The 26,670-nt window shown below is 64.8% G+C and carries 27 protein-coding genes and 2 tRNA genes; 9 read left to right on the top strand and 20 right to left on the bottom strand.

Annotation, left to right across the window (positions count from 1 at the left end):
- Nucleotides 1–4: 4 nt before the first annotated feature.
- The 4 genes from BBTA_RS24045 to BBTA_RS24060 all read right to left on the bottom strand — a co-directional run bounded on the left by BBTA_RS24045 (nucleotide 5) and on the right by BBTA_RS24060 (nucleotide 5,247).
- On the bottom strand, nucleotides 5–1,168 hold the full coding sequence (locus BBTA_RS24045; protein WP_041750855.1) for an acyl-CoA dehydrogenase family protein: 1,164 nt from the start codon (nucleotides 1,166–1,168) through the stop codon (nucleotides 5–7).
- 40 nt (nucleotides 1,169–1,208) lie between these two features.
- Nucleotides 1,209–2,600 carry an alkene reductase gene (locus BBTA_RS24050; protein WP_244424093.1) on the bottom strand — a complete coding sequence of 464 codons (1,392 nt, stop codon included), beginning with the start codon at nucleotides 2,598–2,600 and terminating at the stop codon, nucleotides 1,209–1,211.
- A 345-nt stretch (nucleotides 2,601–2,945) separates the two neighbouring features.
- Nucleotides 2,946–4,115 (bottom strand): iron-containing alcohol dehydrogenase, encoded by a 1,170-nt coding sequence (locus BBTA_RS24055; RefSeq protein ID WP_041750856.1) that lies wholly within the window; start codon nucleotides 4,113–4,115, stop codon nucleotides 2,946–2,948.
- Between the two features lie 529 nt (nucleotides 4,116–4,644).
- A complete protein-coding gene (locus BBTA_RS24060) occupies nucleotides 4,645–5,247 on the bottom strand; it encodes a TetR/AcrR family transcriptional regulator (protein ID WP_012045107.1) in 603 nt (200 codons plus the stop codon).
- Between the two features lie 126 nt (nucleotides 5,248–5,373).
- Between BBTA_RS24060 and BBTA_RS24065 the strand changes: the two genes are divergently transcribed.
- Complete coding sequence (locus BBTA_RS24065; protein WP_012045108.1) at nucleotides 5,374–5,835, top strand: tautomerase family protein; 462 nt, start codon at nucleotides 5,374–5,376, stop codon at nucleotides 5,833–5,835.
- A 3-nt stretch (nucleotides 5,836–5,838) separates the two neighbouring features.
- Nucleotides 5,839–6,642, top strand: a complete 804-nt coding sequence (locus tag BBTA_RS24070) for an SDR family oxidoreductase (protein ID WP_012045109.1) — start codon at nucleotides 5,839–5,841, stop codon at nucleotides 6,640–6,642.
- Nucleotides 6,643–6,936: 294 nt separating this feature from the next.
- Here BBTA_RS24070 and BBTA_RS24075 read toward each other — a convergent pair whose 3' ends face one another.
- The 6 genes from BBTA_RS24075 to BBTA_RS24100 all read right to left on the bottom strand — a co-directional run bounded on the left by BBTA_RS24075 (nucleotide 6,937) and on the right by BBTA_RS24100 (nucleotide 13,226).
- On the bottom strand, nucleotides 6,937–7,941 hold the full coding sequence (locus tag BBTA_RS24075; RefSeq protein ID WP_012045110.1) for a nitronate monooxygenase family protein: 1,005 nt from the start codon (nucleotides 7,939–7,941) through the stop codon (nucleotides 6,937–6,939).
- 48 nt (nucleotides 7,942–7,989) lie between these two features.
- Nucleotides 7,990–9,177: an acetyl-CoA C-acyltransferase gene (locus tag BBTA_RS24080; protein ID WP_012045111.1), complete on the bottom strand. Its 1,188-nt coding sequence runs from the start codon at nucleotides 9,175–9,177 to the stop codon at nucleotides 7,990–7,992.
- A 47-nt stretch (nucleotides 9,178–9,224) separates the two neighbouring features.
- A complete protein-coding gene (locus BBTA_RS24085) occupies nucleotides 9,225–10,355 on the bottom strand; it encodes an acyl-CoA dehydrogenase family protein (RefSeq protein ID WP_012045112.1) in 1,131 nt (376 codons plus the stop codon).
- Nucleotides 10,356–10,375: 20 nt separating this feature from the next.
- Nucleotides 10,376–11,557, bottom strand: a complete 1,182-nt coding sequence (locus tag BBTA_RS24090) for an acyl-CoA dehydrogenase family protein (protein ID WP_012045113.1) — start codon at nucleotides 11,555–11,557, stop codon at nucleotides 10,376–10,378.
- A gap of 15 nt (nucleotides 11,558–11,572) precedes the next feature.
- Complete coding sequence (locus tag BBTA_RS24095) at nucleotides 11,573–12,310, bottom strand: SDR family oxidoreductase (RefSeq protein ID WP_012045114.1); 738 nt, start codon at nucleotides 12,308–12,310, stop codon at nucleotides 11,573–11,575.
- 283 nt (nucleotides 12,311–12,593) lie between these two features.
- Nucleotides 12,594–13,226, bottom strand: coding sequence for a 2-hydroxychromene-2-carboxylate isomerase (locus BBTA_RS24100; RefSeq protein WP_012045115.1), 633 nt, complete (start codon nucleotides 13,224–13,226; stop codon nucleotides 12,594–12,596).
- Between the two features lie 330 nt (nucleotides 13,227–13,556).
- Between BBTA_RS24100 and BBTA_RS24105 the strand changes: the two genes are divergently transcribed.
- Entirely contained in the window at nucleotides 13,557–14,123 is a 567-nt protein-coding gene (locus tag BBTA_RS24105; protein WP_012045116.1) for a helix-turn-helix domain-containing protein, read from the top strand.
- 41 nt (nucleotides 14,124–14,164) lie between these two features.
- Here BBTA_RS24105 and BBTA_RS24110 read toward each other — a convergent pair whose 3' ends face one another.
- The 3 genes from BBTA_RS24110 to BBTA_RS24125 form a co-directional block, all read right to left on the bottom strand.
- The gene (locus BBTA_RS24110) at nucleotides 14,165–15,967 is read right to left on the bottom strand and encodes an AMP-binding protein (protein WP_041750857.1); all 1,803 of its coding nucleotides are present in this window, start codon (nucleotides 15,965–15,967) and stop codon (nucleotides 14,165–14,167) included.
- Between the two features lie 177 nt (nucleotides 15,968–16,144).
- Nucleotides 16,145–17,344 (bottom strand): ABC transporter substrate-binding protein, encoded by a 1,200-nt coding sequence (locus BBTA_RS24115; protein WP_012045118.1) that lies wholly within the window; start codon nucleotides 17,342–17,344, stop codon nucleotides 16,145–16,147.
- A gap of 689 nt (nucleotides 17,345–18,033) precedes the next feature.
- Nucleotides 18,034–18,119 (bottom strand) — tRNA-Tyr (locus BBTA_RS24125).
- Between the two features lie 213 nt (nucleotides 18,120–18,332).
- Between BBTA_RS24125 and rlmB the strand changes: the two genes are divergently transcribed.
- The gene (gene rlmB, locus BBTA_RS24130; RefSeq protein ID WP_012045119.1) at nucleotides 18,333–19,175 is read left to right on the top strand and encodes a 23S rRNA (guanosine(2251)-2'-O)-methyltransferase RlmB; all 843 of its coding nucleotides are present in this window, start codon (nucleotides 18,333–18,335) and stop codon (nucleotides 19,173–19,175) included.
- A 56-nt stretch (nucleotides 19,176–19,231) separates the two neighbouring features.
- On the opposite strand, the gene BBTA_RS24135 is transcribed toward rlmB, so the two are convergent.
- Together BBTA_RS24135 and BBTA_RS24140 are read right to left on the bottom strand one after the other, a co-directional pair.
- Nucleotides 19,232–19,711 (bottom strand): hypothetical protein, encoded by a 480-nt coding sequence (locus BBTA_RS24135; protein WP_012045120.1) that lies wholly within the window; start codon nucleotides 19,709–19,711, stop codon nucleotides 19,232–19,234.
- 65 nt (nucleotides 19,712–19,776) lie between these two features.
- Nucleotides 19,777–20,238, bottom strand: a complete 462-nt coding sequence (locus tag BBTA_RS24140; RefSeq protein WP_012045121.1) for a hypothetical protein — start codon at nucleotides 20,236–20,238, stop codon at nucleotides 19,777–19,779.
- A gap of 284 nt (nucleotides 20,239–20,522) precedes the next feature.
- Between BBTA_RS24140 and BBTA_RS24145 the strand changes: the two genes are divergently transcribed.
- Both BBTA_RS24145 and BBTA_RS24150 read left to right on the top strand, forming a co-directional pair.
- Entirely contained in the window at nucleotides 20,523–21,065 is a 543-nt protein-coding gene (locus BBTA_RS24145; protein WP_012045122.1) for a hypothetical protein, read from the top strand.
- Nucleotides 21,066–21,288: 223 nt separating this feature from the next.
- Nucleotides 21,289–21,363: transfer RNA gene (locus BBTA_RS24150), tRNA-Thr, on the top strand.
- 43 nt (nucleotides 21,364–21,406) lie between these two features.
- Here the strand turns inward: BBTA_RS24150 and BBTA_RS24155 are convergent.
- The 3 genes from BBTA_RS24155 to BBTA_RS24165 all read right to left on the bottom strand — a co-directional run bounded on the left by BBTA_RS24155 (nucleotide 21,407) and on the right by BBTA_RS24165 (nucleotide 23,662).
- Complete coding sequence (locus tag BBTA_RS24155) at nucleotides 21,407–22,006, bottom strand: DUF2147 domain-containing protein (protein WP_148221495.1); 600 nt, start codon at nucleotides 22,004–22,006, stop codon at nucleotides 21,407–21,409.
- Between the two features lie 221 nt (nucleotides 22,007–22,227).
- The gene (locus tag BBTA_RS24160) at nucleotides 22,228–22,893 is read right to left on the bottom strand and encodes a DUF3313 domain-containing protein (RefSeq protein WP_012045124.1); all 666 of its coding nucleotides are present in this window, start codon (nucleotides 22,891–22,893) and stop codon (nucleotides 22,228–22,230) included.
- Between the two features lie 187 nt (nucleotides 22,894–23,080).
- A complete protein-coding gene (locus BBTA_RS24165) occupies nucleotides 23,081–23,662 on the bottom strand; it encodes a TetR/AcrR family transcriptional regulator (RefSeq protein WP_012045125.1) in 582 nt (193 codons plus the stop codon).
- Between the two features lie 325 nt (nucleotides 23,663–23,987).
- Between BBTA_RS24165 and BBTA_RS24170 the strand changes: the two genes are divergently transcribed.
- The 3 genes from BBTA_RS24170 to BBTA_RS24180 all read left to right on the top strand — a co-directional run bounded on the left by BBTA_RS24170 (nucleotide 23,988) and on the right by BBTA_RS24180 (nucleotide 25,157).
- Nucleotides 23,988–24,542 carry a hypothetical protein gene (locus BBTA_RS24170; RefSeq protein ID WP_012045126.1) on the top strand — a complete coding sequence of 185 codons (555 nt, stop codon included), beginning with the start codon at nucleotides 23,988–23,990 and terminating at the stop codon, nucleotides 24,540–24,542.
- A gap of 21 nt (nucleotides 24,543–24,563) precedes the next feature.
- Nucleotides 24,564–24,752: a hypothetical protein gene (locus BBTA_RS41145; RefSeq protein ID WP_201767737.1), complete on the top strand. Its 189-nt coding sequence runs from the start codon at nucleotides 24,564–24,566 to the stop codon at nucleotides 24,750–24,752.
- 156 nt (nucleotides 24,753–24,908) lie between these two features.
- Entirely contained in the window at nucleotides 24,909–25,157 is a 249-nt protein-coding gene (locus BBTA_RS24180) for a hypothetical protein (RefSeq protein ID WP_012045127.1), read from the top strand.
- Nucleotides 25,158–25,286: 129 nt separating this feature from the next.
- Here BBTA_RS24180 and BBTA_RS24185 read toward each other — a convergent pair whose 3' ends face one another.
- Together BBTA_RS24185 and BBTA_RS24190 are read right to left on the bottom strand one after the other, a co-directional pair.
- On the bottom strand, nucleotides 25,287–25,526 hold the full coding sequence (locus BBTA_RS24185; protein WP_012045128.1) for a DUF6719 family protein: 240 nt from the start codon (nucleotides 25,524–25,526) through the stop codon (nucleotides 25,287–25,289).
- A 207-nt stretch (nucleotides 25,527–25,733) separates the two neighbouring features.
- Nucleotides 25,734–26,444 carry an outer membrane protein gene (locus tag BBTA_RS24190; protein WP_012045129.1) on the bottom strand — a complete coding sequence of 237 codons (711 nt, stop codon included), beginning with the start codon at nucleotides 26,442–26,444 and terminating at the stop codon, nucleotides 25,734–25,736.
- Between the last annotated feature and the right edge of the window lie 226 nt (nucleotides 26,445–26,670).

Genomic DNA, 26,670 nt, shown 5'->3' on the forward strand with positions numbered 1-26,670 from the left:
AGTATCAGGCCGCCAAGGCGGCGCGTCCGGCATTGGTGAGGATGGAATCGGATTGCGGCGAATGCACACGCCCGCACAGCGCGTCGCGGTAGTGCCGTTCCAGCGGATTGGCGCGGTCAAGGCCGTGATTGCCGGTGATGCTGAGCGCGAGTTCGAGCGCGCGCACGACATTGTTGGTGACCACATGCTTGACCAGCTGCGCGCGAAGCTGATCGGGCTCCGATGCGCCCTCCGCGCGCAGGATCGCGTCGTCGATCAGCGAGCGATTGATCAGCAGCAGCGACTCGATCTCTCCGACGACGCCCTGCAGGCGCGGCACGGTGGCGAGCGGCTGGCCGAGATTGCTGGGAACGCGGGAATGCAGGAAATGCAGCAGCCAGTCCCGCCCCGCCCTCGCGATGCCGTCGTACAAGGCCGCCGTCAGGAGGCAGAACCATTCGTCGACCAGCGCGCGACCGGCGACCTGTTCCGGCGAACCGGCCGGCAGCAGCGCCTGATCGGCGCCCGCGGGCAGGACGACATTGTCGAACCGCAATTCGTGGCTGGCGGTGGCGCGCAGGCCGGCGTGATTCCAGCTCGGCACCACGCTGATGCCCGGCGAAGCTGCGGGCACGATGACGGTGCCGACGCGCGGCGTATCCTCGTCGGTGCGCACCAATGTCAGCCACCATCCGACGATCGGACTGCCGGTCGCATAGGATTTGCGGCCATTGATCCGCCACGTCCCATCGGCGGATCGCGACGCAACGGTCCCGGGCAGTCCGCCGCGGACCACCGAGCCGAGGTCCGGCTCGGCCTGAAGCGCGTTCACCGTGCCGGTGCCTGCGACGGCCGCGCGCGCGATCGCGTCGTAGCCGGGCGGCTGACGCCGCCCGAGCAGATAATGCATCATGCAGTTCATCTGCAGCACGAGCCCTGTGGAAGCCTCGCCGGCCCCGACCGCGGCGACCAAGCGCGCGGCCTCGGAGATTCCGCCGCCGAGCCCGCCGAAGCGCTTGGGCACGGTCAGTGCCAGCAGCCTGGCTTCGGCCAGCCTCTTGAAATTGGCGAACGGAAAACTTCCATCCGCGTCGTGCTGGGCGGCGGTCGCGGCAAACTCCTGACGCAGTTCGGACAGCAACTGATCGGTCAGGATCGGGTCGGACGACGTGCCGGATAAAGACAGCATGGGTGTATTCTTTCGGAGCTGAGCTGAAGACGTCAAATCGTCAGGCTGCGGGGACCCGAGCTACGCGATCGCCGAGCGACGGGTAGTCGATGTAGCCTTCGGGCCCGTTGGTGTAGTAGGTCGCGGTGTCCGGCTCGGTGAGCGGCGCGTTCAGCCGGAAGCGCTCCGGAAGGTCGGGATTGGAGATGTAGAGGCGGCCGAACGAAATCGCGTCCGCGGCGCTACTGCGCACGGCCTGCTCCGCGCTGTCACGCGTATAGCCGCTGTTCAGGATCAGCGCCCCCCGGAACAGTGGCCGCAGGATGGGCGCCAGAAACGGCTCGCCGCTGCGCGGCCCTGCCCCGCCGCCGCCTGCCGACGGTTTCTTCACCAGTCGCTGATACAACGGAATATCACCGGAATTGTCGTAGCTGGTACCTTCCAGCAGATGGATGAAGGCGATGCCGCGCCGGTCCAGCTCCGACACGACATAGGAGAACGTGCCGACCGGATCGGAGTCGTCGATATGATCCGCGCGGAAATGCGGTGACAGACGGACGCCGACACGATCGGCGCCCAGCTCGGCGATCGCCGCATCCACCACTTCGAACAGGAAGCGGGCGCGGTTCTCTTTCGAACCGCCGTAGCTGTCGGTGCGCTTGTTGGTGGAGTCGCGCAAGAACTGATCGATCAGGAAGCCATTGCCCGCGAGGATCTCCACGCCATCGAAGCCCGCCTCACCGGCTCGCCGCACCGCCTGTCGATGATCCTCGACGATCGGTGCGATCTCATGCAGTGCGAGCGCGCGCGGCACAGGAAATTCTTCGAGTCCATCCTCCTTCATGATCCCGCCGTAAGCGGCAATGGCCGATGGCGCCACGGGAACCTGCCCATTCGGCATTCCGGACAGCAGTGATTTCCGCCCGACGTGATAGATCTGCTGGAAGATGACCCCTCCCGCCGCATGGACGGCGTCGACGACCTGCTTCCAGGCCAGCGTCTGATGGGCGTCGTGGTTCGCAGTGGCGCGCGCACGGGTGGCGCTCGTCGGCGAGACGTGACAGGCCTCGGTGACGATCAGCCCGGCGGTCGCCCGCTGACTGTAATACGTGCCGACAATGTCTTTCGGCGCGCGACGCTCGTCTCCCCGCGCTCGGGCGAGCGGCGCCATCACAATGCGGTTTTTCAGCAGATGCCGGCCGATCCGGACGGGTTCAAGCAGCTTCACGAGGCCCTCCAAAAGTAGACAGACCATTCTTTCTCTTTCGGACGGCTTCTGGAAGTGGAGGAGGATTTTTATTTGCGAGACGCCTGCAGAAAATATGACCTTCGAGACCCGGCCCGAGCGACGAGTTCTCTCTCCATGCAGGCCGCACGATGAGCAGAACACCCAAATGGCCCGCCCTGCGATTCCCCCGAGATCTCTCCAACAAGTTCCGATCGACGAGGTCACCGGCCGAACGCCCGACGGGAACAGACGGCCGGCCGGACTTCGCCGCCGCGCTCTTCAGAGAGCCCGCCAGTCCTGACGACGATGCAGCTTCAGGGCCCCGCCCTCCGACCCGGCGGCCGTGCCGACGCGGGTCGCATGCCTGACCTGGCCCTCCCTGAGACGACTCCGCGAGGCCGTCTTGCTGGCATGTTGCGCGGCGCCGGGACGCGCTCCCCGCCCTCTTCAGTTCATGACGTCTTCAATTCATATCGAGAGCGCCGACGTCCCCGCCTGACGCTCCACGCCACCCTCGCATTCGCGGGCGGCGTGGAGCAACGCGTGTCGGCCGGCGCGAGGCCGCGGACGCTATGCCGCCAGCCGAAGAATCTCGACGACGTCGTCCGGCCCCTTGATCGGCCGCGGGTTGGCGGGCGTAAAGACCGAGAGCATCGCGTTGTTTCCGATCAGGCCGAAGCGATCCTCCGTGACGCCGACATCGGCCAGCCGCGTCGGCAATCCGAGGCGGGCGATGAAGCGTGCGAAGACCTCGCTGGCGTCGGCCTCCGGTTCGTGCCACGCCTCGGCCAACAGCTTCTGCGCGGCGCCGGTCGCCGGTTTGTTGTATTTCAGCACGCTCGGCATCATCACTGCCGTGCACAGATAATGCGGCACGTCGCAGGTCCCGCCGAGGACGTGCCCGATCGCGTGGCTGGCGCCCATCGGCACGCGGCATTGCAGCCCGAAGGCCGACAGCCAGGATCCGAGCTGGCACATCTGGCGGGCTTCGAGACTGTCCGCGTTGTCGGCATAGGCCAGCAGACCATCATAGAGATAGCGGAGACCGCGCAGGCAGACGCTCTCGACCAGCGGGTTGCCGCGGGGCGAGCAAACCGCCTCGATGCCGTGATCCATCGCTCGCGTGCCCGAGCCGAGCCACAGGGTTCTCGGCGTGTGCACGGTGATGGCCGGATCCAGAATGATCGAGATCGGCATCATCAGCGGATGCACGAAGATCTGCTTGAGCTTGCGACGTGTATCGGTCACCAGCGTGCCGGCATTGTACTCTCCGCCGGACAGCGTGCTCGGGATGGCGATCATCCTCACCTTGGGATTGCGGAATGGCCCCGGACGCGGTCCTTGGGGCGTCGAGACCAGCTCGAAACCATCGAGCCCGGACGCATCCGTGATGCTGTGCTCGAGGCACATCAGCACGATCTTGGCGGCGTCGACCACCGAGCCGCCGCCGATCGCGACGACGAGATCGGCCTTCGCCTGCGCGGCATGGCCGGCGGCCTCGACCACCGAATCCCGCGTGGTGTGCTGCGGCACCTGATCGAACGTGCCCGCATAGCGTTCGCCCAGCGCCGACCTGATCTTGTCGATCTCGTCCGTCGTCGTGTTCAGCGTCCGGCTTGCGATCAGGAAGACACGCTGCGCGCCCTTCCGCTCGGCCTCCTCGCGCAACGCGAGGCCCGCCGGCTTGCCGAAAATGACCTGCTCCATCGGAGGATATTGATGCAGTCCCACCTTGGTCATGGACGTTTCCTTGTTTGTTATCGTTTGTAGGAGCGAGCGTGCCCCGTCGCTTCCGACGGACCTTCGCCGATCTCCAAGCGGCAGCAGAGCCTTGCCGATCTCGGCGCACCACCGACCAACCGCCTCCTGATCGCCGCCAGGCATTTAAAGTTCTTTTTTCGAACTCGTCAAGCAAGCATCATTCGAACGGACCAACCGGCGGAGGTGACGCTATGGCGCCGGATCTCTCCGGCAGCAGCGATGCGGGCTCGCGTTGATGATCGTCGGAGAGATGATTATTGGCGGGAAAATAATGTTACCTGCTTGTGGAAGCCGGCGGATCATTTGCGGAGCCACAATCCACGCCTGAAAGCCAAGATATTCCGCCCACGCGGTGCGCGGCGGGATCACGTTCGTTCTAAAACTAGACTATCTACGATCGTTGCGCATCTTGCGCCCACGCGTCAGCGCAACGCGGCAAACCACTCCCACCGCCCGACCCGGAGCGAGATGGACGTTGTTGCGGCCAACCGCGGTGATCAGTTCGCGGTTATGCGGATCGCGGCGATTTGGGACGACGGCGCGGCTCGCCGGCAGATTTCGGCAGGTCGATCAGACATTGCTGCGTCTCTGTCACAAGCAGTTCGCGCCGGAGATCGCTCGACGCCGGCATGGCGCGGGCCAGCATCAGCGCCCCGACCATGCGGCAGATCAGGTCCACCGCCTCCTCACGCGCCATGGGCGTCGCTGACGACGCGTTCTGCATCCAGTCGATCATGCGTTCGATGCCTTCGGCAAAGACCTCCTTGATGGCGTCCGGCTGCCGCGCGATATCGCCAGCCAGCGAGGCGGCCGGACACGTCGCTCCGGGCGCGTCGCGGGCCGCGTCCGACATATAGGATTTCACAAAGGCCTCGCGCCCCGGCATGGTTTCGCGGACCCGCTCCATCTCGTGGAACGCATGCGCGAGCGCCTCGCCGGCCAGCGCGCTCTTGGACTCGAAATGATTGTAGAAGCCGCCATGGGTGAAGCCGGCGGCCTTCATCAGCGCCCCCACTGAAATATTTTCGAAACCGCGCTCTCGAAACAGCCGGGCCGCCTTCGCGACTACCTTCTGCCTGTTCTTCAGCGTCTGGCTCTCGGTAATCCGCACCGATCATCCCTCCAATTACCATTCCCACAACGATGATAGACGTCATCAATGGAGATTGACAACCGCCGAAACAATGATGATGATCGTCATCATTGAGAGGCCGCCACGGGCCACGAGGGAGGTGTCATGCCGTTCTGGAAGATCTATCATCCGGTGGGAGCGTTCACCGCCGAGGATAAGCGCGCTCTCTCGGAGCGCATCACCGGCTGCTATCGCGGGCTACCGAAGTTCTACGTCATCGTCGTGTTTCAGGAGGTGGCGCCGGACTCGTTCTACAAGGGCGGCGAAGAGGCGAGCAATTTCGTTCGGATCTGGGTCGACCATATCGCCCGGTCCTTCCCGCCTGATGCCAAGGAGCGGAAAGCCAAATGGCTGAGCTGGGCTGAAGCGGCTCTCGCGCCCTACATCAAGGACAGGGGCTACGATTGGGAAATCCACATCGACGAAACCCCATTCGATCTCTGGCAGATCCAGGGCATCGCGCCGCCACCGCCGCATTCCGACCACGAGAAGCTGTGGGTTCAGGAGAACAAGCCGGTGCCCTACCCCATTCAAGACCCGGCTCCAGCCGCTCAATCGGAGAATTGATCAATGAGTGATCACCAGCGTTTCGCAGTTGTCACCGGCGCGTCGTCGGGGATCGGTGTCGCCTATGCGGAGCGGCTCGCCGCCCGCGGCTATTATCTGATCCTCGTCGCGCGCCGCCGCGAGCGTCTCGAAGAGACCGCGCGCAACATTCGCGCCAAGACCAATGTCACGGTCGAGATCGTGACGGCCGACCTCGGCGACAGCAACGACCTGTCGCGCGTCGCCACGCTGATCGAGGGGCGCGAGGACATCGATCTTCTCGTCAACAATGCCGGCCTCGGCGCGCTCGGCCTGACCGCTCAGGTGTCCGCCGCGGCACTCGACAATCTGATCAAGATCAACGTTCAGGCGCTGACGCGCCTGACCCATGCGGCGCTGCCTGGTTTCCTGCGCCGCGACCGCGGCACGATCATCAACATCGCCTCGATCATCGCGCTGATGCCGACCCCGACCGGCGCGGGCTATTCAGGTTCGAAGGCGTATGTGCTGAACTTCACCCGATCGCTGCAGATGGAGCTGGCAAACACCAAGGTGAAGGTCCAGGCCGTCCTTCCCGGCCCGGTCCGCACCGAGTTCTTCGAAGCCTCCGGCCTGAAGCAGGCGCCCTTCCCCGACGAATTGTTCATGACGTCCGAGGAACTGGTCGACACGGCGCTCACGGCGCTGGATCAGGACGAACTCATCTGCCTCCCCGCGCTGCAGGACCTGTCGGCGTGGACAGCCTACGAAGCCGCTCGCGGCGAGCTGATCCGCGCGCTGACGCAGTCCGGCCGGCCGGCCGCGCGCTACGCCAAGCGGGTCGGCTGACAGAGCGGTGAGCTGGCTCCTCGTAGCCCGGATAAGCGCCAGCTGACGCCGCTTCGGCGTCGGCGAGAGCGACATCCGGGTTCACCGGCGACAGCGCGTGAGAACCCGGATGTCGCGTCCGCCTCCGCCCTCCGGGCGCAGTCGTTCGCTCATCCAGGCTACGATCCGTTCATGGTCAATGCTCAGCACCAGTCCGGCACCAACCCCTGATGCGGGTTGGCGAACCCCGAACATGCGAACGCCCCGCCGGATTGCCTCGGCGGGGCGTCTTGCATGTCCTGATGAGCTCAGCGCTTACGCGACCTTCCGCGCGCCCGAAATGTCACCGTCCAGGAAGCCGGTCAGCCGGCTGCGGATCAGGCGCTCGGCTTCCGCCATGATCCGGTCGATCAGTTCCTTGACGGTCGGAATGTCGTGGATCAGGCCGACCACCAGCCCGCAGCTCCAGGCGCCCGCGTCCATGTCACCGTCGACCATCACCTTCGGATAGACGCCGGCGACTTCGTCGTGAATGTCCTGGATGGTGAGGTTCTTGCCCTTCTCGCGTTCGATCTCGATCAGACGCTCGACGCCCTTGTTGGTCAGCACGCGTTCGGTGTTACGCAGCGCCCGCATGACCAGCCTGGTGTCGAGTTCGGTGGCTTTCAACAGGGCGTCCTTGACGTTCTGGTGCACCGGCGCCTCCTTGGTCGCAATGAAGCGCGTGCCCATGTTGACGCCGGCCGCGCCGAGCGCCAGCGCAGCCACCAGGCTGCGTCCGTCCGCCATCCCACCGGACGCGATGAACGGAATCGTCAGCTCGTCGGCGGCGCGCGGCAGCAGGATCATGTTCGGCATGTCGTCCTCGCCGGGATGACCACCGCACTCGAAACCATCGACGCTCACCGCGTCGCAGCCGATCTGCTGGGCCTTCAGCGAGTGCCGCACCGAAGTGCATTTGTGGATCACCTTGATGCCTGCCGCCTTCAGCGCCGGCATGTACTGCTCCGGACTGCGGCCCGCCGTCTCGACGACGCGGACGCCGCCTTCCTTGATGGCGGCGATGTATTCCGGATAAGGCGGCGCGGTGAACGTCGGCAGGAACGTCAGATTGACGCCGAACGGCTTGTCGGTCACGTCGCGGCAGCGCGCGATTTCCTTGGCGAGCAGTTCGGGCGTGCGCTGCGTCAGGCCGGTGATGATGCCGAGCCCGCCGGCATTCGATACCGCGGCGGCGAGTTCGGCGAAGCCGACATAGTGCATTCCGCCCTGGACGATCGGATGTTCAATCCCAAGCATTTCGGTGATGGCCGTCTTCACGCGCGTTTCTCCAATGTCTGTTGTTGTCGATGAGCCCTGGGGCGGCCCTTAGTGCACGATTTCGAGCAGACCCGCGGCCCCCATGCCGCCGCCGACGCACATCGTCACGACGGCGTATTTCGCCTTGCGCCGCCGTCCCTCGATCAGCGCGTGGCCCACGAGCCGCGCGCCGGTCATGCCGTAGGGATGGCCGAGCGCGATCGAGCCGCCATTCACGTTCAGCCTCTCCGGGTCGATGCCGAGCTTGTCCCGACAATACACCACCTGCACCGCAAAGGCTTCGTTGAGCTCCCACAGATCGATGTCGTCGACCTTCAGCCCGTGGCGCGCCAGCAGCCGCGGTACGGCGAGGACCGGGCCGATTCCCATCTCGTTCGGCTCGCAGCCCGCCGAGACGAAGCCGCGGAAGATGCCGAGCGGCTTCAGGCCCTTTTGCGCGGCCAGCGTGTCGCTCATGATCACGGCCGCGCTGGCGCCGTCGGACAATTGGCTGGCGTTGCCGGCGGACACGGTGAAGCCGGGTCCCTTGGCCGGCTTGAGCCCGGCGAGCCCCGCAGCCGTCGTGTCCGGACGCGGCCCCTCATCGGTCGACAGCGTCACCGGCTGATAGGAGATGGTGCCGGTCGCCTTGTCGGCGACCGCCATGGTGGTGCTGATCGGCGCAAGTTCGTCATTGAAGCGACCGGCCTGCTGCGCCGCCGCGGTGCGCCGCTGGCTCTCGAGGCTGTATTCATCCTGCCGCTCCCGCGAGATACCATAGCGCTCGGCGACCACCTCCGCGGTGTCCAGCATGGCGATATAGGCGTCCGCCTTCATCGCGTGAAGCTCCGGATCGACAGCATGGAACGCGTTCATCTTGTCGTTCTGAACCAGGCTGATCGATTCACCGCCGCCGGCGATCGCCACCGTGACGCCGTCGAACAGGACCGAACGCGCCGCCAGCGCGATCGCCTGCAGGCCGGAGGCGCATTGGCGATCGATCGTCGTCGCGGCGACGCTCACCGGCAGGCCAGCCCGCAGCAGCGCCTTGCGGGCGATGTTGGAGCCCGTCGTCCCCTGCTGCATCGCGCAGCCCATCACCACATCCTCGACCTCGGCGCCATCGACCCCGGAGCGGGACAACGCCGCCGAGATCGCGTGGCCGAGCAACGTCGCGCCGCCGGTGTGGTTGAGTGCTCCCTTATAGGCCTTCCCGATCGGGGTGCGGGCCGTCGAAACGATCACAGCTTCGGTCACTTGTAGTTCTCCGGTTGAGGCCAGGCCTTGGGGTCGATGAGGCAAGCTCAGCTCTGCTGGGCGTAACGCATCAGATGAAATGCAGGATCGCCGAACTGGATGTTGATCGCGCTGATCCGCTTGAAGTAATGGCCCACATTGAGCTCATCGCTCATGCCCATGCCGCCATGCAGCTGGACCGACTGATCGGCGACGAAGCGCGCGGCTGTTCCGACCTTGGACTTGGCTCCCGACGCCAACCGCGAGAGGTGCGGTTCGTTCGACGCAAGACTGAGGTTCAGGTGCTGGGTGAGCGAGATCGACTCCTCGAGCGCGATGAACATGTCCACCATCCGGTGCTGCAGCACCTGAAACGTTCCGAGCGTCACGCCGAACTGCTTGCGGGTCTTGCTGTACGCCAAGGTCGCGGCGTTCAGCTCGGTCATCGCCCCGACGGCCTCGGCGCATTGGGCGGCGATCGCACGGTCGCGGCAGGCTTCGAGCGCGGCCGTCCCCTCGCCTTCGGCGCCCAGCCTGTCGTCCGCCGGAACCCTGACATCCATCAGCACGAGTTCGGCGGCGCGCCGTCCGTCGATGGTCCGAAAGCTCTGCAGATGCAGATTAGCGGCATGACGGTCGACCACGAATAGGCTGAGCCCGGTGCCGTCGCCGCTGTCACCCACGGTCCGCGCCGAGACGATCAGCTTGTCGGCCCAGGGCGCGGCTGTCACGGCGACCTTCTTGCCGCTCAGAACGTAATGCTCTCCATCGCGCCGGGCAGTGGTCTCGACCTTGTCGAAATCGTAGCGCGACGGCCGCTCGGCCCAGCCCAGGGTCCAGATCGTGCTGCCGTCCATGATCTTCGGCAAGTAGGCGGCGCGCTGCGCGGCGCTGCCTACGGCGGCGATCAGGCCGCCGGCGAGCACCACCGTTTCGAAATAGGGCTCGACCACCAAATGGCGGCCGAACTCCTGCATCACGATCATGGTGGCGAGCGCGCCGCCGCCCAGGCCGCCGACACTCTCGTCGAATGGCGCGGCGCAGAGTCCGAGGTCTGCGAGTGCCGTCCAATGCCTCCGGCTGAAGCCTTCATCGCTTGCCACGATCTTGCGGCGCGCGTCGAAGGCGTACTGATCGTGCAGCAGCCGCTGGATGCTGGCGCGCAGCAGCTCTTGTTCTTCGGTGAATTGAATGTCCATCGGAGCCTCGTGCGAACCGGTCAGAGACCGAGGACCGCTTTCGCGATAATGTTGTGCTGGATCTCGTTCGATCCGCCGTAGATGCTGAGCTTGCGCGCGTTGAGATATTTCTCGGTCGCGGTGTGGCCGTAGTCAGGCCCGGGCATAAACCGGTTGGCGCTGGACGGCTGCTCGCGCAGCGCCAGCCCGTCATTGCCGATCGCCTGATGCGTCAATTCGGTGATGCGCTGGAAAATCTCGGTGCCCCGGATCTTGAACAGCGACGCCGCAGGGCCAGGATCGATGCCGCGCGCCATCTGCGCGACGATGCGCAGCTCGGTCGCCTCCAGCGCGAGCAGATCGAGCTCGACCCGCGCGATCTCCCTGATGAAATCTCGATATGTGGGATCGTCTTCGGCGATCTCGCTTTTGACGATCTGCTTCAGCCGCTGCAGGTAGCGGGTCGAGCGGCCGATGCCGGCCATGCTGGTGCGCTCATTGCCCAGCAGGAACTTGGCATAGGTCCAGCCCTTGTTTTCCTCGCCGATCAGGTTCTCCACAGGGACGCGGACATCCTCGAGAAAGACGTCGTTGACCTCGTGCGAACCGTCGATGGTGATGATCGGACGGACGGTCACGCCGGGCGTCTTCATGTCGATCAGCAGAAACGAAATGCCCGCCTGCGGCTTGGCGGCGGGATCCGTCCGCACCAGGCAGAAGATCCAGTCGGCATGCTGCGCCAGCGTGGTCCAGGTCTTGTGACCGTTGACGACGTAATGATCGCCGTCGCGCACCGCCCTTGTGCGCACCGCGGCAAGATCGGAGCCGGCCCCCGGCTCCGAATAGCCCTGGCACCACCAGTCCTCGCCGGAGAGAATGCGCGGCAGAAACCTGGCCTTCTGTGCCGCATTGCCGAAGGTGTAGATCACCGGTCCGACCATGGTGACGCTGAAAGCGAGCGGCGGCAGCGTGCCGGCGCGCGAGGTCTCCTGCTCGAAGATGAAGCGCTGCGTGATCGACCAGCCCGGACCGCCATATTCCTTCGGCCAGAGCGGTGCAATCCATCCCTTGCGATACAGGATGCGATGCCACAGCAGCGACTGCTCCTTGGTGAGATCCGTCTCCGGATTCGGCACGCGCATCTCGGCCGGATAGTTTTCCGCGATGAAGGCGCGAACCTCATCGCGGAACGCCGCGTCTTCCTTCGACAGCTTCAGCTCCATCGCTCCGGCTCCCCGTCACCATTTCTCGCCGAAGGGGCGGATTTCCAGCTCGAAGGTCCAGGCGCTGCGCGGCTGCTGATAGAGCTGCCAGTACGAACTGGCGACCGACGACGGCGGCATCAAGAGATCGGGATTGTCGAGCGCGGTCGGTCCGAGTGCCTCGAGCCGGCGCTGCCGCACCCATTCGGTATCGACGCCGGAATCGATGATGAGATGCGCGACGTGAATGTTCTTCGGCCCGAGTTCGCGGGCCATCGCCTGCGCCACGGCGCGCAGACCGAACTTGGCGCTGGCGAACGCCGCATAGCCCGCACCGCCGCGCAGGCTGGCGGTCGCACCGGTGAAGAAGATGTTGCCCTGCCCGCGCGGCACCATCAGGCGCGCAGCCTCGCGTCCGGCGAGGAAGCCGGAATAGCACGCCATCTCCCAGACCTTGCGGAAGACCCGCTCGGTGGTGTCGAGGATCGGAAAATTGACGTTCGCGCCGATGTTGAAAATACAGACATCGAGCGGAGCGTGCTTGTCGGCGTCCTGCAGAAACGCGACGACCTCCTCTTCCTTGCGGGCGTCGAGCGACCGCGCGTGGATTTCGCCGCCGGCCTGCTCGATCTCCTTGACGAGAGGCTCGAGCTTGGCGCCGTTGCGGCGCCCGGCGAACACCGTGAACCCTTCCGCGGCGAACTTCTTGGCGATCTCGCCGCCGATATAGTCGCCGGCGCCGATCACGGCGACAGTTGCGTTCCTCTTCTGCAAGGGTCTTCTCCCGCTGGGTTAAATGGATGGGCAAAGGCAGTGCGCCGCGCTCAGCCGGCGCGGCATTGGACGCCGCGCCGGATCATCGGAATGGATGCGAGCGTCGCTGCGGCTGAAACTCCCGGCATGGCAACCTCCCGACCGACACGCGCCAAATTCCTGACCGGCGCGCTTGTGGAGCTACATCATTCTTTTTCAGAACCCATCATCATGTGGATCGTGACGGGCTCCCTGCTGTCCGCGACAGCCACCGACTGCGAGATACCGCTCGCGCGGCCGCGCCTCAGGCCGTCTGCGACACCGGCTGCCGGGTCTGCTCGACGATCGATTCCTCGACGTCGCGAAGCTGATCCTTGCCGAAGAACATTTCGTTGCCGACGAAAAAGGTCGGCGAACCGAACGCACCACGACGGACCGCATTTTCGGTAAGCTCGATCAACTTCTTCTTGACGTCGTCCTGCTGCGCCCGGGCAGCGAGCCTGTCGATGTCGATCCCCGACGACAGGAAGGCGCTGCGGAAGATCGCGGGATCATCCATCTTTTTGGGCTCTTCCCACATGTGATGATAGGCGGCCCGGAAATACGGTTCGAACACATCTTCAAACTGCGCCGCGACAGCGCCCCGCATCAGCATCAGCGTGTTGACCGGGAAGAACGGATTGGAGCGGAATTTGACGATGCCGTGGCGACGGATGAAGCGCTGGGTTTCGAGCGCCTGATACTCCGGCTTGTTCTTGATGCCGCGAAGCGATTCGAACGGCGACATGTTGCCGGTGGCCTTGTAGATGCCGCCAAGCAGCACCGGCACGTAGTCGAACTTCACGCCGGTGCGCTGCTCGATACCGGCTATGGCAACCTCCGCCAGATAGGCATTAGGGCTACCGAAATCGAACAGGAACTCGACCTTCACAGTCATGACCGCCTTCTCCCCGACCGCGTTTATGGTCTGGCGCAGATGCCCGACCGATTATCTGGCCGCCATTCTTATGGTTCTAAAATAGAACTGTCAAACTCATTATGACAGGATTTTTCACGCCTGCGCGATCGGGCCGTCGAACGCGAGGTCCTCTCGGCCACTTGCTTTCATAGCTTTGCTCAGGCCGCGCTTTCCGCGCGCCATCAGAACAGGCCGGCCCCTCGGCTGACAGCACCGGGGTTGTCCGGGGCTCAGTACCGTTCTAGAATGGATGATCCGGGGGAAGCCGATGCGGCTCGGTCCCTCCGGCGGGGTCGGCTGGAGACGTGCATGAAGTGGAAGGAACTCGAGGAAGAACCGTGCTCGATGGCGCGGACGATCGCGGTGATCGGTGATCGCTGGACTCTGCTGATCCTGCGCGAGTGCTTTCTGCGCAAGCGACGCTTCGAGGCGTTTCAGTCCTCACTCGGCATCACGCGCCACCTGCTCGCCGAACGGCTGAAGAAGCTGGTGCGCCAGGGCATTCTGCGCCGCGTCCCCTATCAGGAGTCGCCGAAGCGCCACGAATACATTCTGACGCAAAAGGGCCTCGATCTCTACCCGATCATGATGGCGATCGTGCATTGGGGCGACACCCATATGGTCGACGAGCGCGGCCGGCCCGTGCTGCACGAGCACAAGAAATGCGGCAAGCTCTTCGAGCCGGTCATGATCTGCTCGGAATGCGGCGAGCCGCTGCTGGCCAAGGAAGTCCACACCCATCCGGGCCCGGGTGGCTGGGCCGCTTCGGTACCGCCGCCGGCCGATTTGCCCTCCGAGCCATCCACCGGCGGCCCCAAAGCCGCCCGCTCCAAGACCGTCCAGCCCAAGGCGAAGTCGCGCACCCGGGCGGCCTGAGCCGGCCCGGGGCAGTTCTCACGCCCAGTGCCGGCTTAGCCTCACAACCGGACCACCTCGCGAACCGGCTCGGCAGCGTATAGTCGTTCGACATGCTCGCCGCGATGCTTGAGCACCGCGCGCTGGTTGACATAGGCCTTGTCGGTGATCTCTCCCGCGGCCATCGACGCCGGCTCCTTCAAGAGCAGGAACGCGCACACCCGCTCGCTGCTGCCGACCGTGGCGTTGTACTCGCTGAGCCTGTCTTTGAGGAATGCGGCCACGCCGGGGTCGGCGGTCAGGTCGGAGTCGGGATCCATCGCCACGCGCTTCGCTTCGGCCGGATTGAGCCAGCACAAAAGGGTGCAGGAGTCGCGGTTCTCTCCGGCGACGACGATGTCCAGCAGCACGCCGCGCGTCGCGGCCAGGATCGAGGCGCGCATCGCGCCGATCGAGACCCAGGTGCCGTTCGCCAGCTTGAAGTTCTCCGAGATGCGCCCGGTGAAGCGCAGCCCGCGCTCCGGCCGGTCCGGATCGATGAACGAGACCGTATCGCCGATGCGATAGAACCCCTCCTCGTCGAACGCCATCGCGGTGAGATCGGGCCGACCGAGATAGCCCGGCGTGACGTTCGGCCCCTTCACCCGCACCTCGTAAGTGTCGGACACCGGGATCAGCTTCAGCTGCAGCCCGGGCGCCGGCAGGCCGATCTCGCCCGGCTGATCGGTCGCCCAGTGCGTCGTGCTGATGGTCGGCGCGGTCTCGGTCGTGCCATAGCCCGACATCACCGGAATCTGGCGTCCGGTGATCGACGAGGTCAGCCGATAAAGCTTCTCCAGCGTCCCCTCGGAGATGGCGGCTCCGGCGTAGCTCAGCCGGTCCATGCGTTTGAACACCCGCGCACCGATGTCCGCATCCCGCTCGATCGCCTCGCACAACAGATTGTAGCCGGCGGGCACGTTGAACATCGCCGTCGGCGAGATCTCGGTGAGATTGGCGATCGTCTTGTGGAAGAGTTGCGGCAAAGGCCGGCCATCGTCGATATAGAGCGTCCCACCATTCTTGAGAATGCCGTGAAGAATGACGTTGCCGCCCATGGTATGATGCCAGGGCAGCCATTCGACCTGGATCGGATGCGGCGAAGGCGAAACCAGCAGGATGCCCATCTGCAGCGCGCTGGCCATCATGCGGTGGGTATTCAGGACGCCCTTCGGCAGGCCAGTCGAGCCCGAGGTGAACAGGACCTTGGCGACGGCGTCGCAGGACAATGCTGCGGCAGCCTGGGCGAACCCGTCTCCAGGCGCCTTGACGGCGAGCGCGCGTAAGGGGATCGTCTCGGGTGCACCGTCGACGCTGATCCACGTCGCTGCGGCCAATTCTGGAATGGCGCGCCCTGCAGAGAATTGCGGGCCGCTCTGCACGAACACGAAGCGCGGCTGCAGCACCTCGGCGATGTCCTTCAAGCGCGCCAGCCCGCCCGGCATCATCGAGTAGTTCGGCGACACCGGCGCCACAATCACGCCGATCGACATTGCGGCGAACGCCACGATTGCATGCTCGATCGAGTTGCCGGACAGAATCGCCAGCCGGTCGCCGGTCGTGGCGCCCAGGTCGATCAGGCTTTGGCCGACCGCCTGTACCTGCAGCCAGGCTTCGCCGTAGCTGATCTCGTCCCACCCGCCTGCCTGGTTGCGTTGCGCGAGAAAGACGCGGTCCGAAGCCGCGCCGGCCCAGTGCGGAAGAAAATCGGTGATCCGCCATTCGCACGGACTCCATGCGATCGGCGAGCGCAGAATCAGCGTTCCATCGGACCGAGTGTCGATCGACAGCTCCCTCGGCGCAAATGTCAGCGTATGTTTCGACATTGAGATCTCCCACCCGGACTGCAGCAAAACACAAAAAGCACGGCCGGGCGCGGCGACGGCCGCAAGCAAGGATGCACACCGTCGCAATCAGGCGGCACACGTCCCACCGGCACGGATGCCGCCTCGGCGGCACCCGACTTGTGCGAAGGATCGGTCGGACTTGTCAGCTCAGACTCATCAGTCAGACTTGGCGTCCAGAACGTCGCCGAAGGCTTCCCAGGCCGAACCGGTCCAGCGTTGCAGACGCATCTGGGTCCAGATCATGTTCTCCGTCTCGCTCGTGTTGACCTTGACTCCCGGAAGCGCCGTCGGCACGACGAAGTCGCGCAGGCTCTTGGCCTGGGCGAGGATGTTCTTGCGCGACAGGTCGTCGCCGCATTGCTTGAGAATCTGTTCCAGCACCAGGCCCTGCTGATAGCCGGTCAGATAACTGCCGTTGGACAGGTCCGCGCCCTGCAGATATTTGTCGAAAAAGGCCCGGTAGGCCTGCACGCCCGGATCGCTCTTCCAGGACTCGTCGAGAGCGTCCTTGTTGGTGCTGCCGACGATCACGCCGACCGACTTGTCGAGCCCAGCAGGCGCCAGCGTCCCGCCGACCGATCCGGAGGGAAAGTTGACGATCACCGTGGCCTTCCAGCCGATCAAATAGGCCTGCCGGATCGCCTGCGCGGCGAATTTCGGCGTGCCGGCGATCACCAGCGCCTCAGCGCCCGAGCTCTTCAGGTTGGTGACTTGCGAATCGATGGTCGGCTCGCTGACCTCGTAGGAGGCGCTGACGACCTTGCTGTCGAAGTTCTTGCCGAGATAGGACTTGAAGGCGTTGACGTAGTCTTTCCCAAGATCATCGTTCTGATAAAGAATGGCGTACTTGGCGTTCGGCAGCGCCTTCGTCAGGTACTTCGCGTAGATCTTTCCTTCCGTGTCGTAGCTGACGAGCCCGGTGGTGATCAGCGGATAGTCCGAGACATTCGTGAACTTGGCCGAGCCGCTGATGATGGCGATGCTGGGCACCCCCTTCGTCCGCAGATACTTCGCCGTGGCCGAGATTCCTGCCGTCCCGAGCTGGCCATACATGAAGGCGACCTCGTCGCTCTCGACCAGCTTGCGGACGTGCTCGACCGTCTTGGGCGGGCTGTAGCCGTCATCATACGTGATGTAGTTGATCTTGCGCCCATTAATGCCGCCGCGATCGTTGAGCGACTGGATATAGGCGATCAGCCCGCGACCAACGAGACCAAGCGACGACGCCGGCCCGCTGAAGGGGAATACGCCGCCGATCTTGATTTCTGTCGCCGTGACGCCGGGCGTGTCTGCGGCGACGGCCACCTGCCCGGCGACGAGCGACAGCGCCGCGGCGAGAATCCACTGTGTCTTCATTCGTTGTCCTCCCAAACCCGCACCTTTTGGCGCGTGGTACACGATTGTTCTTGGCTCGCCGGCGTCTCCCCACGAGGGAGCGCGCACAGCGAAACAGCATGGCCATCGCGTTCGACCTGGACGAGAGCCTACAGTTCTATTTTTGAACCCGTCAAGAGACAATCGGGCTCGGGCCCTGCCGCTCTGCACTCGACGACTCCCGCCGGCTTCGGGCAAAGCTTTCGCTTCCGCCGAATTTGACGTGAAGCCCCGGCGGTCTTCCCGACGCAAGCGGCCTTTATTGCCTCGGATATTCGTTCTGATTTCGAACCGAGGACTTTTGTCTCGCCAATGGCTGCGGCTCTTGATGATTTCGCTGGTGGGGCTCGCGATGAGCTCGCAGCGGCAATCCGACGCAACCGTCACCACCAGGGATCACCGACAGGGCGGCACTGCGCTTGAAGACCTCGACCAGCCCGTTCAAAGCATGCGGGGCGAGCCGGCCACCATGCCCTCCCCCTCCTGGTCGCGAATCATCCTTCGGGACATCGGGGAGCGACGGGCCTTTGTCGCAAGTTGGGGATATGGTCCTCGCCGGAAGCTTACGGCGGACACTGGCTGATCCCGCCCGAGACCCGGATGCGATTTAGTCAGCACGCTGCCGTCTTTCGGCGGCTTCTCGATCAGCTCGATCTTTAGGAGGCATTGGATGGTGGGGGAGGCAGGACTCGAACCTGCGAAGCCATGAGGCGGCTGATTTACAGTCAGCTCCCTTTGCCACTCGGGACACTCCCCCGTGTCGATAGCAGTTGAAGGCCGGCCGCGGAACAGCGGTTGGGGACCATCAGCGCCATGGAGACGGTAAGACCGCGGAGCCCAAATGAGGGGCGTGCGCGGCCGGGGCCCTTATGATCGAACCGGCCCCTCAAAGTCAACCAAGGACAACGATTTTTCCCGCCTTGGCGGTGCCAAATTGCCAGAATCCGTTCGCCGTGACAGAAGCTCTGGCATGAGCGACCGCGACCGAAAGCCCCCATTTCCCCGCCAAGGCGGCAAATCTTCCGGCAAATTCGCCGGCAAGCCGCGCAAATTCGAGCGTCCGCAGCCGTGGCGGGACCGCGAACAGGGGTCGGACGGCCCTGTCATCCTCTACGGCTGGCACACCGTGACGCTGGCGCTCGGCAATCCGAAACGCAGGATTCGCAAGCTGTATCTGACCGAAAACGCCGCGCGCCGGCTCGCCGACGAGCGGATCGAGACCAGAGTGACGCCGGAGATCGTGCGTCCGAGCCAGATCGACCAGCGGCTCGGCCCGGACGCCGTGCACCAGGGCCTGCTCGCCGAAGCTGATCCCCTGCCCTCGCCCGACATCGACACGCTGGCGGCCGAGGGCATGATCCTGGTGCTCGACCAGATCACCGATCCGCACAATGTCGGCGCCATCCTGCGGTCGGCGGCGGCGTTCGACGTCAAGGCGATCGTGACCACCGCGCGCCACAGCCCGGAGGCCACCGGCGTGCTGGCGAAGTCCGCGTCCGGGGCGCTGGAGCTGGTGCCGATCATCACGGTGCAGAACCTCGCCCGCGCGCTGACACGGCTCGACGAGCGCGGCTTCCAGACGGTCGGCCTCGACAGCGCCGGCCCGACCGACATCGCCGCGGTGGCGCTGCGCGAGCCGCTGGCGCTGGTGCTCGGGGCCGAGGGCAAGGGCCTGCGGCAGTTGACGCGCGAGACCTGCAGCGTGGTCGCCCGGCTCGACATGCCCGGCGCCATCAAGAGTCTCAACGTCTCCAATGCCGCCGTGCTCGCGCTCTATATCGGCGCGAGCCGGCTTGGATTGATGCCCAAATGACGAAACGCCCGCGCGCCGGAGCGCACGGGCGTTTGCGATCAGCTCAGCCGAAAAGCTCAGTAGTAGCGGCGCAGCACGCGGTGGCCGTGATAATAGGACGAGGCCCCCCAGCGATAGGCGCTGCGGGGATGGCCATACACCATGGGAGGGGCGACGCGGGTCTCCTCATAGGCGTGGTGGCGATGGTGATAGCGATAAACCGGGATCGCGCTCTCCTGGTAGACGGGATAAGGCGCGAACGCGCCCGGACCGGTGTAGGTCGGCCCCTGGTTGACGTAGTAGTATTGATGCGTCGGCTCGGCGAGACGCTCGTAACGCACGCCGCAGCTGCCGCAGCCCGCCGCGCCATAGGCGTGGCCGTAATGATAGCTGTAGGCCGGCTGGTAGGTGTAGGCCGGCTGATGGGCGACGCTCGGCGCGCACGGGCTCGCATAGCCGCACGGCGCGCATGAGGAATAGCCGCAGGCCATCGCGGGCGCGCTGCCCGCAAGAGCGAGGCCGGCAATGCCGATCAGTCCTGAAATCACGCGACGCATTATTTTCTCCTGGATCTGCTTTTTTGTTTCGAACTTCGTCAACTCAACCGGCGCATCAGGCTGCGCTAACGTCGATAGGGCCGCGGTGGCGTGTCGTAGCCGCGCGGCCCGCCCCGCTCCGGCGCAAGGATGACGGCGGGCGGATACATCGGCACCTGGGGTTCAGCCGGCTGCATCATGGATTCGGCGCCCCATGAGCGGGAATAGCTCTCGGCCGGCTTCGGCAGCTTGCGCTCGGCCGGCGGCTCGATTTCCATCCGGCCATAGCCCGGCTTCGATCCGAGACTCGGGTAGTAGTGGCCGACATGCGGCTCGGGCTCGACCGACCGGCCACCATAGATCATGGGCTGCATGTAGTTGCCTCGGCCGAGACCGTACTGGCCTTCGACCACGGCGTAAGACGCGTCGATGCCATTGATGACGACAGGCACGCCGGGGCGCTGCGGAATCACGATCTCGAAGCCTTCGCTGGCGAGCGCGACCGGCGCCGTGCCGATCAGAATTGCAATAGCTGTTGCAAAACGCATGAATTCACGCCCCGGTTGCCCTACCAGAATTACCGCAGCGCGCGCTCCGATGGGTTAAGAGCACGGCTCAATCTGCCGGTAAGCCTAACGCGTCGGCCATTCATCCGAGTTAAAGCGTAAGGCGGCTTCGCGACGGACGGTTAACGACTCACCATCATGCGCGCGTCGTGGTGAACACCTTGCGCAGCCCGATCGCGCGCGTGGCCGATCAAAAACATCGGGGTGCGGCGGAACATCACAACGATCACGTGCTTAGGAGTCGGGGCGCAACGACGGAGTTACAAATGATCCGATCAGCAATTCTCGGCGCTTCCCTTGTCGCGACGGCCCTGGCCGGCCCCGCGATGGCGCGCGACATGCAACACCGTCACATGGCCCGCCACGACGCCGCGATGATGCAGCAGCACGACGATGCCGGAATGATGCAACGGCGCGGCGACGCCGGGATGATGCAGCGCCGCGGCGACGCCGGGATGATGCAACGCCGCGGCGATGAGGGCTGGAACAACAACGGCTGGAATAATGACTGGAACCGCCGCAGCACCGGCTTCTGGCCGGCCGATATCGCGGCCGGGGCCGTTGGCACCGCCGCCGGCGTGGCTGGCGCGGCCATCGGAACCGCTGGCGCCATCGCCACGGCGCCGTTCCGCACCGCTGACGCCTATGCCTACGATGCCGGTCCCTACCGATACGGCCAGCCGACCTATGATCGCGGTCCGAACGGCTATTACGGCGACTGGAACAACTACGCCACCCGCAACGGCCTGGTCTGCCGTCCCGGCACCATGTTCAAGGGCAGCGACGGCGCCATGCACATCTGCCAATAACGTCCACCACGGACAGCGTCGTAAAGGGCGGCCGCGAGGCCGCCCTTTTTATGACCCGCAAGTTATGGCCTGCAAGCGACCGCCAAGCCGATGCGACGGCAGTAGCCTCCGCCGAACAACTCTGGTAGGAACACCGCGCTTCGGAGCCTCGCACCCGCGATTTGAGCGCGAGACGTCCGCGCCAGTCGTGCAACCTCTCATGGTGCGCTTCCTGGCACCATTCGCCGGCTTAGCTCAGCGGTAGAGCAGCGGTTTTGTAAACCGAAGGTCGGGGGTTCAATCCCCTCAGCCGGCACCATCGCTCAGCGCGGTCGGATCAGGGCTCGGCCCGCAGCTCGTGCTCAATTCGCCTTCATCTTGATCGGTGCCGCCGCCGGGGGCTTGACGGCCGGGGACAGCTTTGGCGCGGCCCATTCCGGATCGGCCACCGGCCCCCCGCCCTCGCCGGTTGCGGCGACGAGTTGACCCGGCACCAGGTCCGTCGTCAGCGCCCAGCCCTGGGTGGCGCAGAACAGGCCGAGCAGGCAGCCCTTGACGGCGAGCATCTTCGGGCCCTCGCGCCAGATCGAGACACTATAGGTCTTGCCGTCCTCGGCATTATAGACCTCGCCGGCATGGCGACCGTCTGCGTTCAACTTCAAGCCCAGCAGCATCTGATGGCCGAGCAATGGCCGGCTGCGCCGCGCTGGATCAGGGTTCAGCCGGTCGCGGAATGGCTGCCCCTTGGCGTCGGCCGTCTCCTTCATCCAGACCACGTAGCCGCAAATGCGGTCCGTCATCGCGCCGCAGCGTTCGATCCGGATCCGGGCGCGGCCGTCCTCCGTCAGCCAGGTGCCGAGCGGATCGCTGACGGGCGCAGCATGACCGCGGCCCTCCGCCATGGACAGGAGCAGGCTGACGACGATGCGCAGGCCGACGCGCAAGACGAATCTCAATGTCATGTCCAGGACCCTCATGGTCTCCACCGCCTCGAGCCACGCACTCAGGCGGCGCTTGCGATGGTGCGGCTGGCGTGCCGCATGGCTGCTCCGCGGACGGTCGGTCGCGATGCCGGTGCCTTCAATTCCAATCCCCGCTCCAAGCCCTGCCCGAACCCCTGCGAGCCCAGGCACGGCACGACGCGGCAGGCACTGACATGCGCGCGCCGGCGCCCGGCGGCCGCTCACTGCAGCTGGGCGACCAGGACATCGGCGCCCTTGTCGATCCCGGCTTCGGCGGCCGCGAGCGCGCCGACACTGGCCTTGATGTCGTAGGGGGTGGGATATTGCTTGCTGACGAAGGCGTTCAGCAGCCGACCATCCGCGGCATCGAAGATCTCCGCGACGTAGAACACCGATCCGGTCAGCAGTCCCTCGCCGTCGCGTGCACTCTGCACGCCGTTGTAGACGGCGCCGGCGAGATCGAAGCGCGAGGCCGTACCGAGCACCGGCGTGTTGGCGACGGCGCCCGTCAAGGTGAGCCGCACCCGCAGCGTGTTCGGCCCGCGCCGATGGACCGGCTGGAAGCGCGCCGACAGGCTGTCCAGAAAGCGCGTCCGCATGTAGCCGGCGAGCCTCGCTTTGTCTGCCTCCGACATGTCGCCGAACTGGTGGTCCCTGCCGCGATAGATCACGACGGGATCGAGCATCACCTTGTCGTAGCTGCGCCAGTCGGCAGGCGCGCTGTAGCGATAAGGCATCCGCCCCGAGGCATCGGCGGCGTTCGGCGCGAGATAGCGCGCCGAAGCCACCTCGGAATAAGCGACCGGCGTCACCGTATTGCAGCCGGCGCAAAGCCCTGCCACGGCGAGCGCCGCAGCACCGGACGCGCGGACTCGAACCGTCATCATCATCTCCCTCGGGTGCTCTGGATGTTGCGTAGCACAACAACTGCCATCAATAAAACCGACCAGACGGTTTGTAAAGGGAAACAATGTCGGGTGCGAAATCAACTCTCCTCCGGGGACAGGCTCGTCTCGCTCTGGCCCCGGTTGCATCCCGGCGACATTGCGGGAGGCTCCCGGGCCGAGCGCGGCCTCAGCGCGGGCGATCGGCCTGCGCGAATCCGGCCCATTGGGTGTCATCGAGCAGGCGCGCGAACAGCCGGTCGAGATCCACCTGCTCCAGAGGCGAGACGCGCAGCATCGCCATCAACGCCAGCCCCCGCGCCGCGGCCCAGCGGAGCACGGCAAGATCGGCGTCTTGAGCCTCACCGCGGATCTCGGCCACCCTCTCGCCATCCTTGGCGCGGGCGTCGGCGAGCAGACCGGGCTCCTGAGCGAGCGCGCCCAGCATGGCCTGCGCCACCGAATATTGCTGGGCGATCAGTTCGCGCGAAATCGCGATCTGCGTGGCCAGTTCAGGCTGGTTCGTCGCTGGTCCTGCTTCAGCCCTGAACTTGCGAGCGAATTCGTCGAAATGCGCGAATTGCTGTTCAAGCAGAGCCTTAAGCACAGCCTCCTTGTTGGGAAACTGGTGCATCAGCCCCCCCTTGCTCAGCCCGCTCTCGCGCGCGATCGCGTCGAGCGTCAGCCGCCCCGGCCCATCGCGAGCGATGATGGTGAGAGCGGCGGTGAGCGCGGCCTTGCGCGACCGCTCGGAGCGCGACGGGTTGTCCATTGGGAAATTGCGGGGTGCGCCGGAGGCGTCCAGGTTGCGAGCTGCAGGCCTCCCGACGTCCGGGCTGCCTGGCACGTCATGACGAGAGCCACCCTGCTCTGTCAAGCCAAGCAGAAAAAGCCTATATGCACGGGAACGATCTCAACGCGCTTTGCGTTGGGCATACCGCTTTGGGTAGGCGACCTCGATGGCCGCCTCAACTGTGGCGATATTGTTGCCACATCTCATAGCCGACTCTCATTTGTCCCCAGAAGCTGCTGGTAGGTCAGCTTGATTTGAATCTCTGGCTTTGCTGCAATTGTGGCAGCGACGGGGGACGAGCGTGATGACCTGGAAGGAAGATCGCGACGCCTTGATCGCGCAGACGATGGCGTTCGTGCAGGCGGTCACCGGCAAGCCGGCTGACTTCTCGCAGTTCGAACTGCCGTCTGCGGCGACGAAAGCAGCGGTCTCACCACAACCGCCCGTCACCGGACTCCCCGTCACCGCACTGCCCGTCACACCGTTGCCCGATGCGGCGCGCACCGCGTCGACGACGGCCGCACTGGCGTCCTTGGCTCCGGCTCCGGAGTGGCGCGAGCCGCCGCGTGAGGTCCCCGAGCGATCGGGCCAAGCTGAGCCATCCGACCTCAACCTCACAGCGGACGCCGAGACGCGTCGCCTCGATCTCACGCGGGCAGATCGGCCGCGGCGCGAGGCCTTCACCAGCATCGCCTCACAGCTCGATCTGCAACGCGACATGCAGGCGGAAATTCGCGCCCGGGTCGCCCGTTTCCGGGCTCACCAGGAGCGCTTCAATCGTGAACGCCAGGAATATTTCAGCGCGACGCTTGAACGGCTGAAGGCCTCGGCCGACGGGACCGTGATCCCCGAGGATTGAGGCGGCCCGGAGCCGCCTGTCTTGAACCACCACGCCACCATGACGATCGAAATGAAGCCGGACATCGACGTGCTTGCGCTACAGCCACGCGCACAGCAGCGCCACATTGGCGACAAAGGCGAGCAACAGCCCAAAGGCGAGCGTGAGCTGGATCCGCCCGCAAAAGATGTGGAGATCGGTTCCCATGGCTTAACCATCTGGCGATTCTAGCCCGGGAGTCCCACGGTTTATTTTTCCAAAAATTTAGGACTCGTTTACGACTCGGACGAACCGAAAAGGCCGCTTTCCGGCCCAGAACACGCCCGTCTCTTGCTGCAACCGCCATTCATCCTCGGTTCATCCTTCGCCTCTCTGGAGCTGTTTGGAATGCCCTATGCCCTGTTCTGTAACGAAGCCAAGTTGAGCAAGGCCTATCCAACCGAGGGGGATGTCTGGAGATTGGCGCGGCAGAGCGGGCTGGTGGTTGACGTGACGATCAGCGCCCGCCGGTCATCGGTGCATCTGCAGCTCGACAATGATTACGAGATCCGGGCCTGCGCGCCGGAGCCGGAGGAGGATCCCTGGCAGAACCGCGCCGAAGCCGAGCAGGAGTTCAACATCCCGTTCGCGTCCTGACGCAGGAGATCGCGCACCGAAGCCCCGTAGCGGGATGGAGCCTGTAATCGGGATAAAGCTAGCCGCCGGGCAGCCCTGGGAGCAGCCCGCCGGATAGTCGCCATGAAGCAGACCGTTACGAAGCAGACCTTACGGCGTCGCAGTTGCCAGCGAAGCGGTTTCGGCCGGGAGGGCAACACAGGAACGCTTGCGGCTGACGCCGCGGATCGCCCCGGTCACCTTCAGCACCTTCCCTGACGGGCAGGACGCGGCTTGCACCAGCGCGACCTCGTAAGGCGCCAGCATCAACGGTTCGGACTTCAAGACGGTCTGGGCGGAGCACGGCAAAGCAGCCGCGGACAACAACAGCACGGACACCAAGATACGCATGTGGGATGATCCATCAAACCGGCGGACTCATAATAACAACTCGTGTCGAAAGTTTCACGACGGTGTGAAAATTTTTTTGCAGTGCGTGAGCGGCTTCGAAACCACCGCCCCCGCGCCCCCGCCGGACAGCAAAACGCCCGCGGCTTGCGCGGGCGTTTCCAATTCTTTGAAGTCCATATCGCCGCCCCCTGGGGGTCCGCGACGCGGTCAGTACTTGCTGGTTGGGCCACTCCAGCCAAAGCGATAGTTCACACCGACCTTGACGGTATGCTCGTCGCTGTTGAAGCGGCTCCCCACCACCGGGGCTGGACCTCCCGTAAAGGTGGTATTGCCAAAATTATAGTACTGATACTCGGCTTTGGCCGACCAGTTCGGCGCGAACATGTATTCCAGGCCGCCGCCAACGGTATAGCCATCCTTGGTGTTGCCGCTGGTGGTGAACCCGGCGGGCACGCCGGCGACGTTCACGCCCAGCGCATTGCCGTCACGCCAAGCATAACCGCCCTTGGCGTAGAGCAGCGCCGGTCCCCAGGTGTAGCCCAACCGGCCGGTGACCGACCCGAGCTGGTTGGCCCCGGTCGAGCTCACCACAGTGGCCCCCGGGAAGCCGAAATTGGTCGTGTTGCGATCCATCCAGCTGTACTGGGCCTCGATACCCAGCACCCAATTCGGCGCGAACTGGTAATCGAACCCGCCCTGGACGCCCCCGAGGAAACGGCCGTTGTTGCCCTCCAGGCTGTTGTTGCCCGCGAAAGCGCCGCCGAGATGACCGCCGATATAGAAGCCGGTCCAGTTGTAGATCGCCTGTGGCGGGGTGTAGACCGGCGCCTTGGTGTAGGTGCGGGCCGGCATGTCCGCGGCGAATGCCGGCGCAGCCAAAACAGTCAAAGCCACTGCACTCAAAAAAACGCGCTTCATGGGACGTCCCCGTTCTTCGTTTGCGACATCTATCGAACATCATGGCCGCATTTGGGTTGCCCGATGGCGCTGACGCAGCTGTGATTGGTCCGCGCATGTCACCAGCGAGCAACAAAGGCCTTTTGTTCCATAGGCTTCCCGAATATTTCGTGAAGCTGCACGCCTCGCCCGACATTTGGTCGAGATGAGGCGGCAACGCGTTTGAACCCGTCTCGGAGTTGTGATC

Origin of the sequence: Bradyrhizobium sp. BTAi1 (genome assembly GCF_000015165.1) — a bacterium.
Lineage (GTDB): Bacteria > Pseudomonadota > Alphaproteobacteria > Rhizobiales > Xanthobacteraceae > Bradyrhizobium > Bradyrhizobium denitrificans.

Bases quoted from the DNA above. Each gene is read 5' to 3' on its own strand.
- BBTA_RS24045 (WP_041750855.1), bottom strand. From the start codon at position 1,168: ATGCTGTCTTTATCCGGCACGTCGTCCGACCCGATCCTGACCGATCAG.
- BBTA_RS24055 (WP_041750856.1), bottom strand. From the start codon at position 4,115: ATGACCAAGGTGGGACTGCATCAATATCCTCCGATGGAGCAGGTCATT.
- BBTA_RS24065 (WP_012045108.1), top strand. From the start codon at position 5,374: ATGCCGTTCTGGAAGATCTATCATCCGGTGGGAGCGTTCACCGCCGAG.
- BBTA_RS24070 (WP_012045109.1), top strand. From the start codon at position 5,839: ATGAGTGATCACCAGCGTTTCGCAGTTGTCACCGGCGCGTCGTCGGGG.
- BBTA_RS24085 (WP_012045112.1), bottom strand. From the start codon at position 10,355: ATGGACATTCAATTCACCGAAGAACAAGAGCTGCTGCGCGCCAGCATC.
- BBTA_RS24090 (WP_012045113.1), bottom strand. From the start codon at position 11,557: ATGGAGCTGAAGCTGTCGAAGGAAGACGCGGCGTTCCGCGATGAGGTT.
- BBTA_RS24100 (WP_012045115.1), bottom strand. From the start codon at position 13,226: ATGACTGTGAAGGTCGAGTTCCTGTTCGATTTCGGTAGCCCTAATGCC.
- BBTA_RS24105 (WP_012045116.1), top strand. From the start codon at position 13,557: ATGAAGTGGAAGGAACTCGAGGAAGAACCGTGCTCGATGGCGCGGACG.
- BBTA_RS24110 (WP_041750857.1), bottom strand. From the start codon at position 15,967: ATGTCGAAACATACGCTGACATTTGCGCCGAGGGAGCTGTCGATCGAC.
- BBTA_RS24115 (WP_012045118.1), bottom strand. From the start codon at position 17,344: ATGAAGACACAGTGGATTCTCGCCGCGGCGCTGTCGCTCGTCGCCGGG.
- rlmB (WP_012045119.1), top strand. From the start codon at position 18,333: ATGAGCGACCGCGACCGAAAGCCCCCATTTCCCCGCCAAGGCGGCAAA.
- BBTA_RS24135 (WP_012045120.1), bottom strand. From the start codon at position 19,711: ATGCGTCGCGTGATTTCAGGACTGATCGGCATTGCCGGCCTCGCTCTT.
- BBTA_RS24140 (WP_012045121.1), bottom strand. From the start codon at position 20,238: ATGCGTTTTGCAACAGCTATTGCAATTCTGATCGGCACGGCGCCGGTC.
- BBTA_RS24145 (WP_012045122.1), top strand. From the start codon at position 20,523: ATGATCCGATCAGCAATTCTCGGCGCTTCCCTTGTCGCGACGGCCCTG.
- BBTA_RS24155 (WP_148221495.1), bottom strand. From the start codon at position 22,006: ATGACATTGAGATTCGTCTTGCGCGTCGGCCTGCGCATCGTCGTCAGC.
- BBTA_RS24160 (WP_012045124.1), bottom strand. From the start codon at position 22,893: ATGATGACGGTTCGAGTCCGCGCGTCCGGTGCTGCGGCGCTCGCCGTG.
- BBTA_RS24165 (WP_012045125.1), bottom strand. From the start codon at position 23,662: ATGGACAACCCGTCGCGCTCCGAGCGGTCGCGCAAGGCCGCGCTCACC.
- BBTA_RS24170 (WP_012045126.1), top strand. From the start codon at position 23,988: ATGACCTGGAAGGAAGATCGCGACGCCTTGATCGCGCAGACGATGGCG.
- BBTA_RS24180 (WP_012045127.1), top strand. From the start codon at position 24,909: ATGCCCTATGCCCTGTTCTGTAACGAAGCCAAGTTGAGCAAGGCCTAT.
- BBTA_RS24185 (WP_012045128.1), bottom strand. From the start codon at position 25,526: ATGCGTATCTTGGTGTCCGTGCTGTTGTTGTCCGCGGCTGCTTTGCCG.
- BBTA_RS24190 (WP_012045129.1), bottom strand. From the start codon at position 26,444: ATGAAGCGCGTTTTTTTGAGTGCAGTGGCTTTGACTGTTTTGGCTGCG.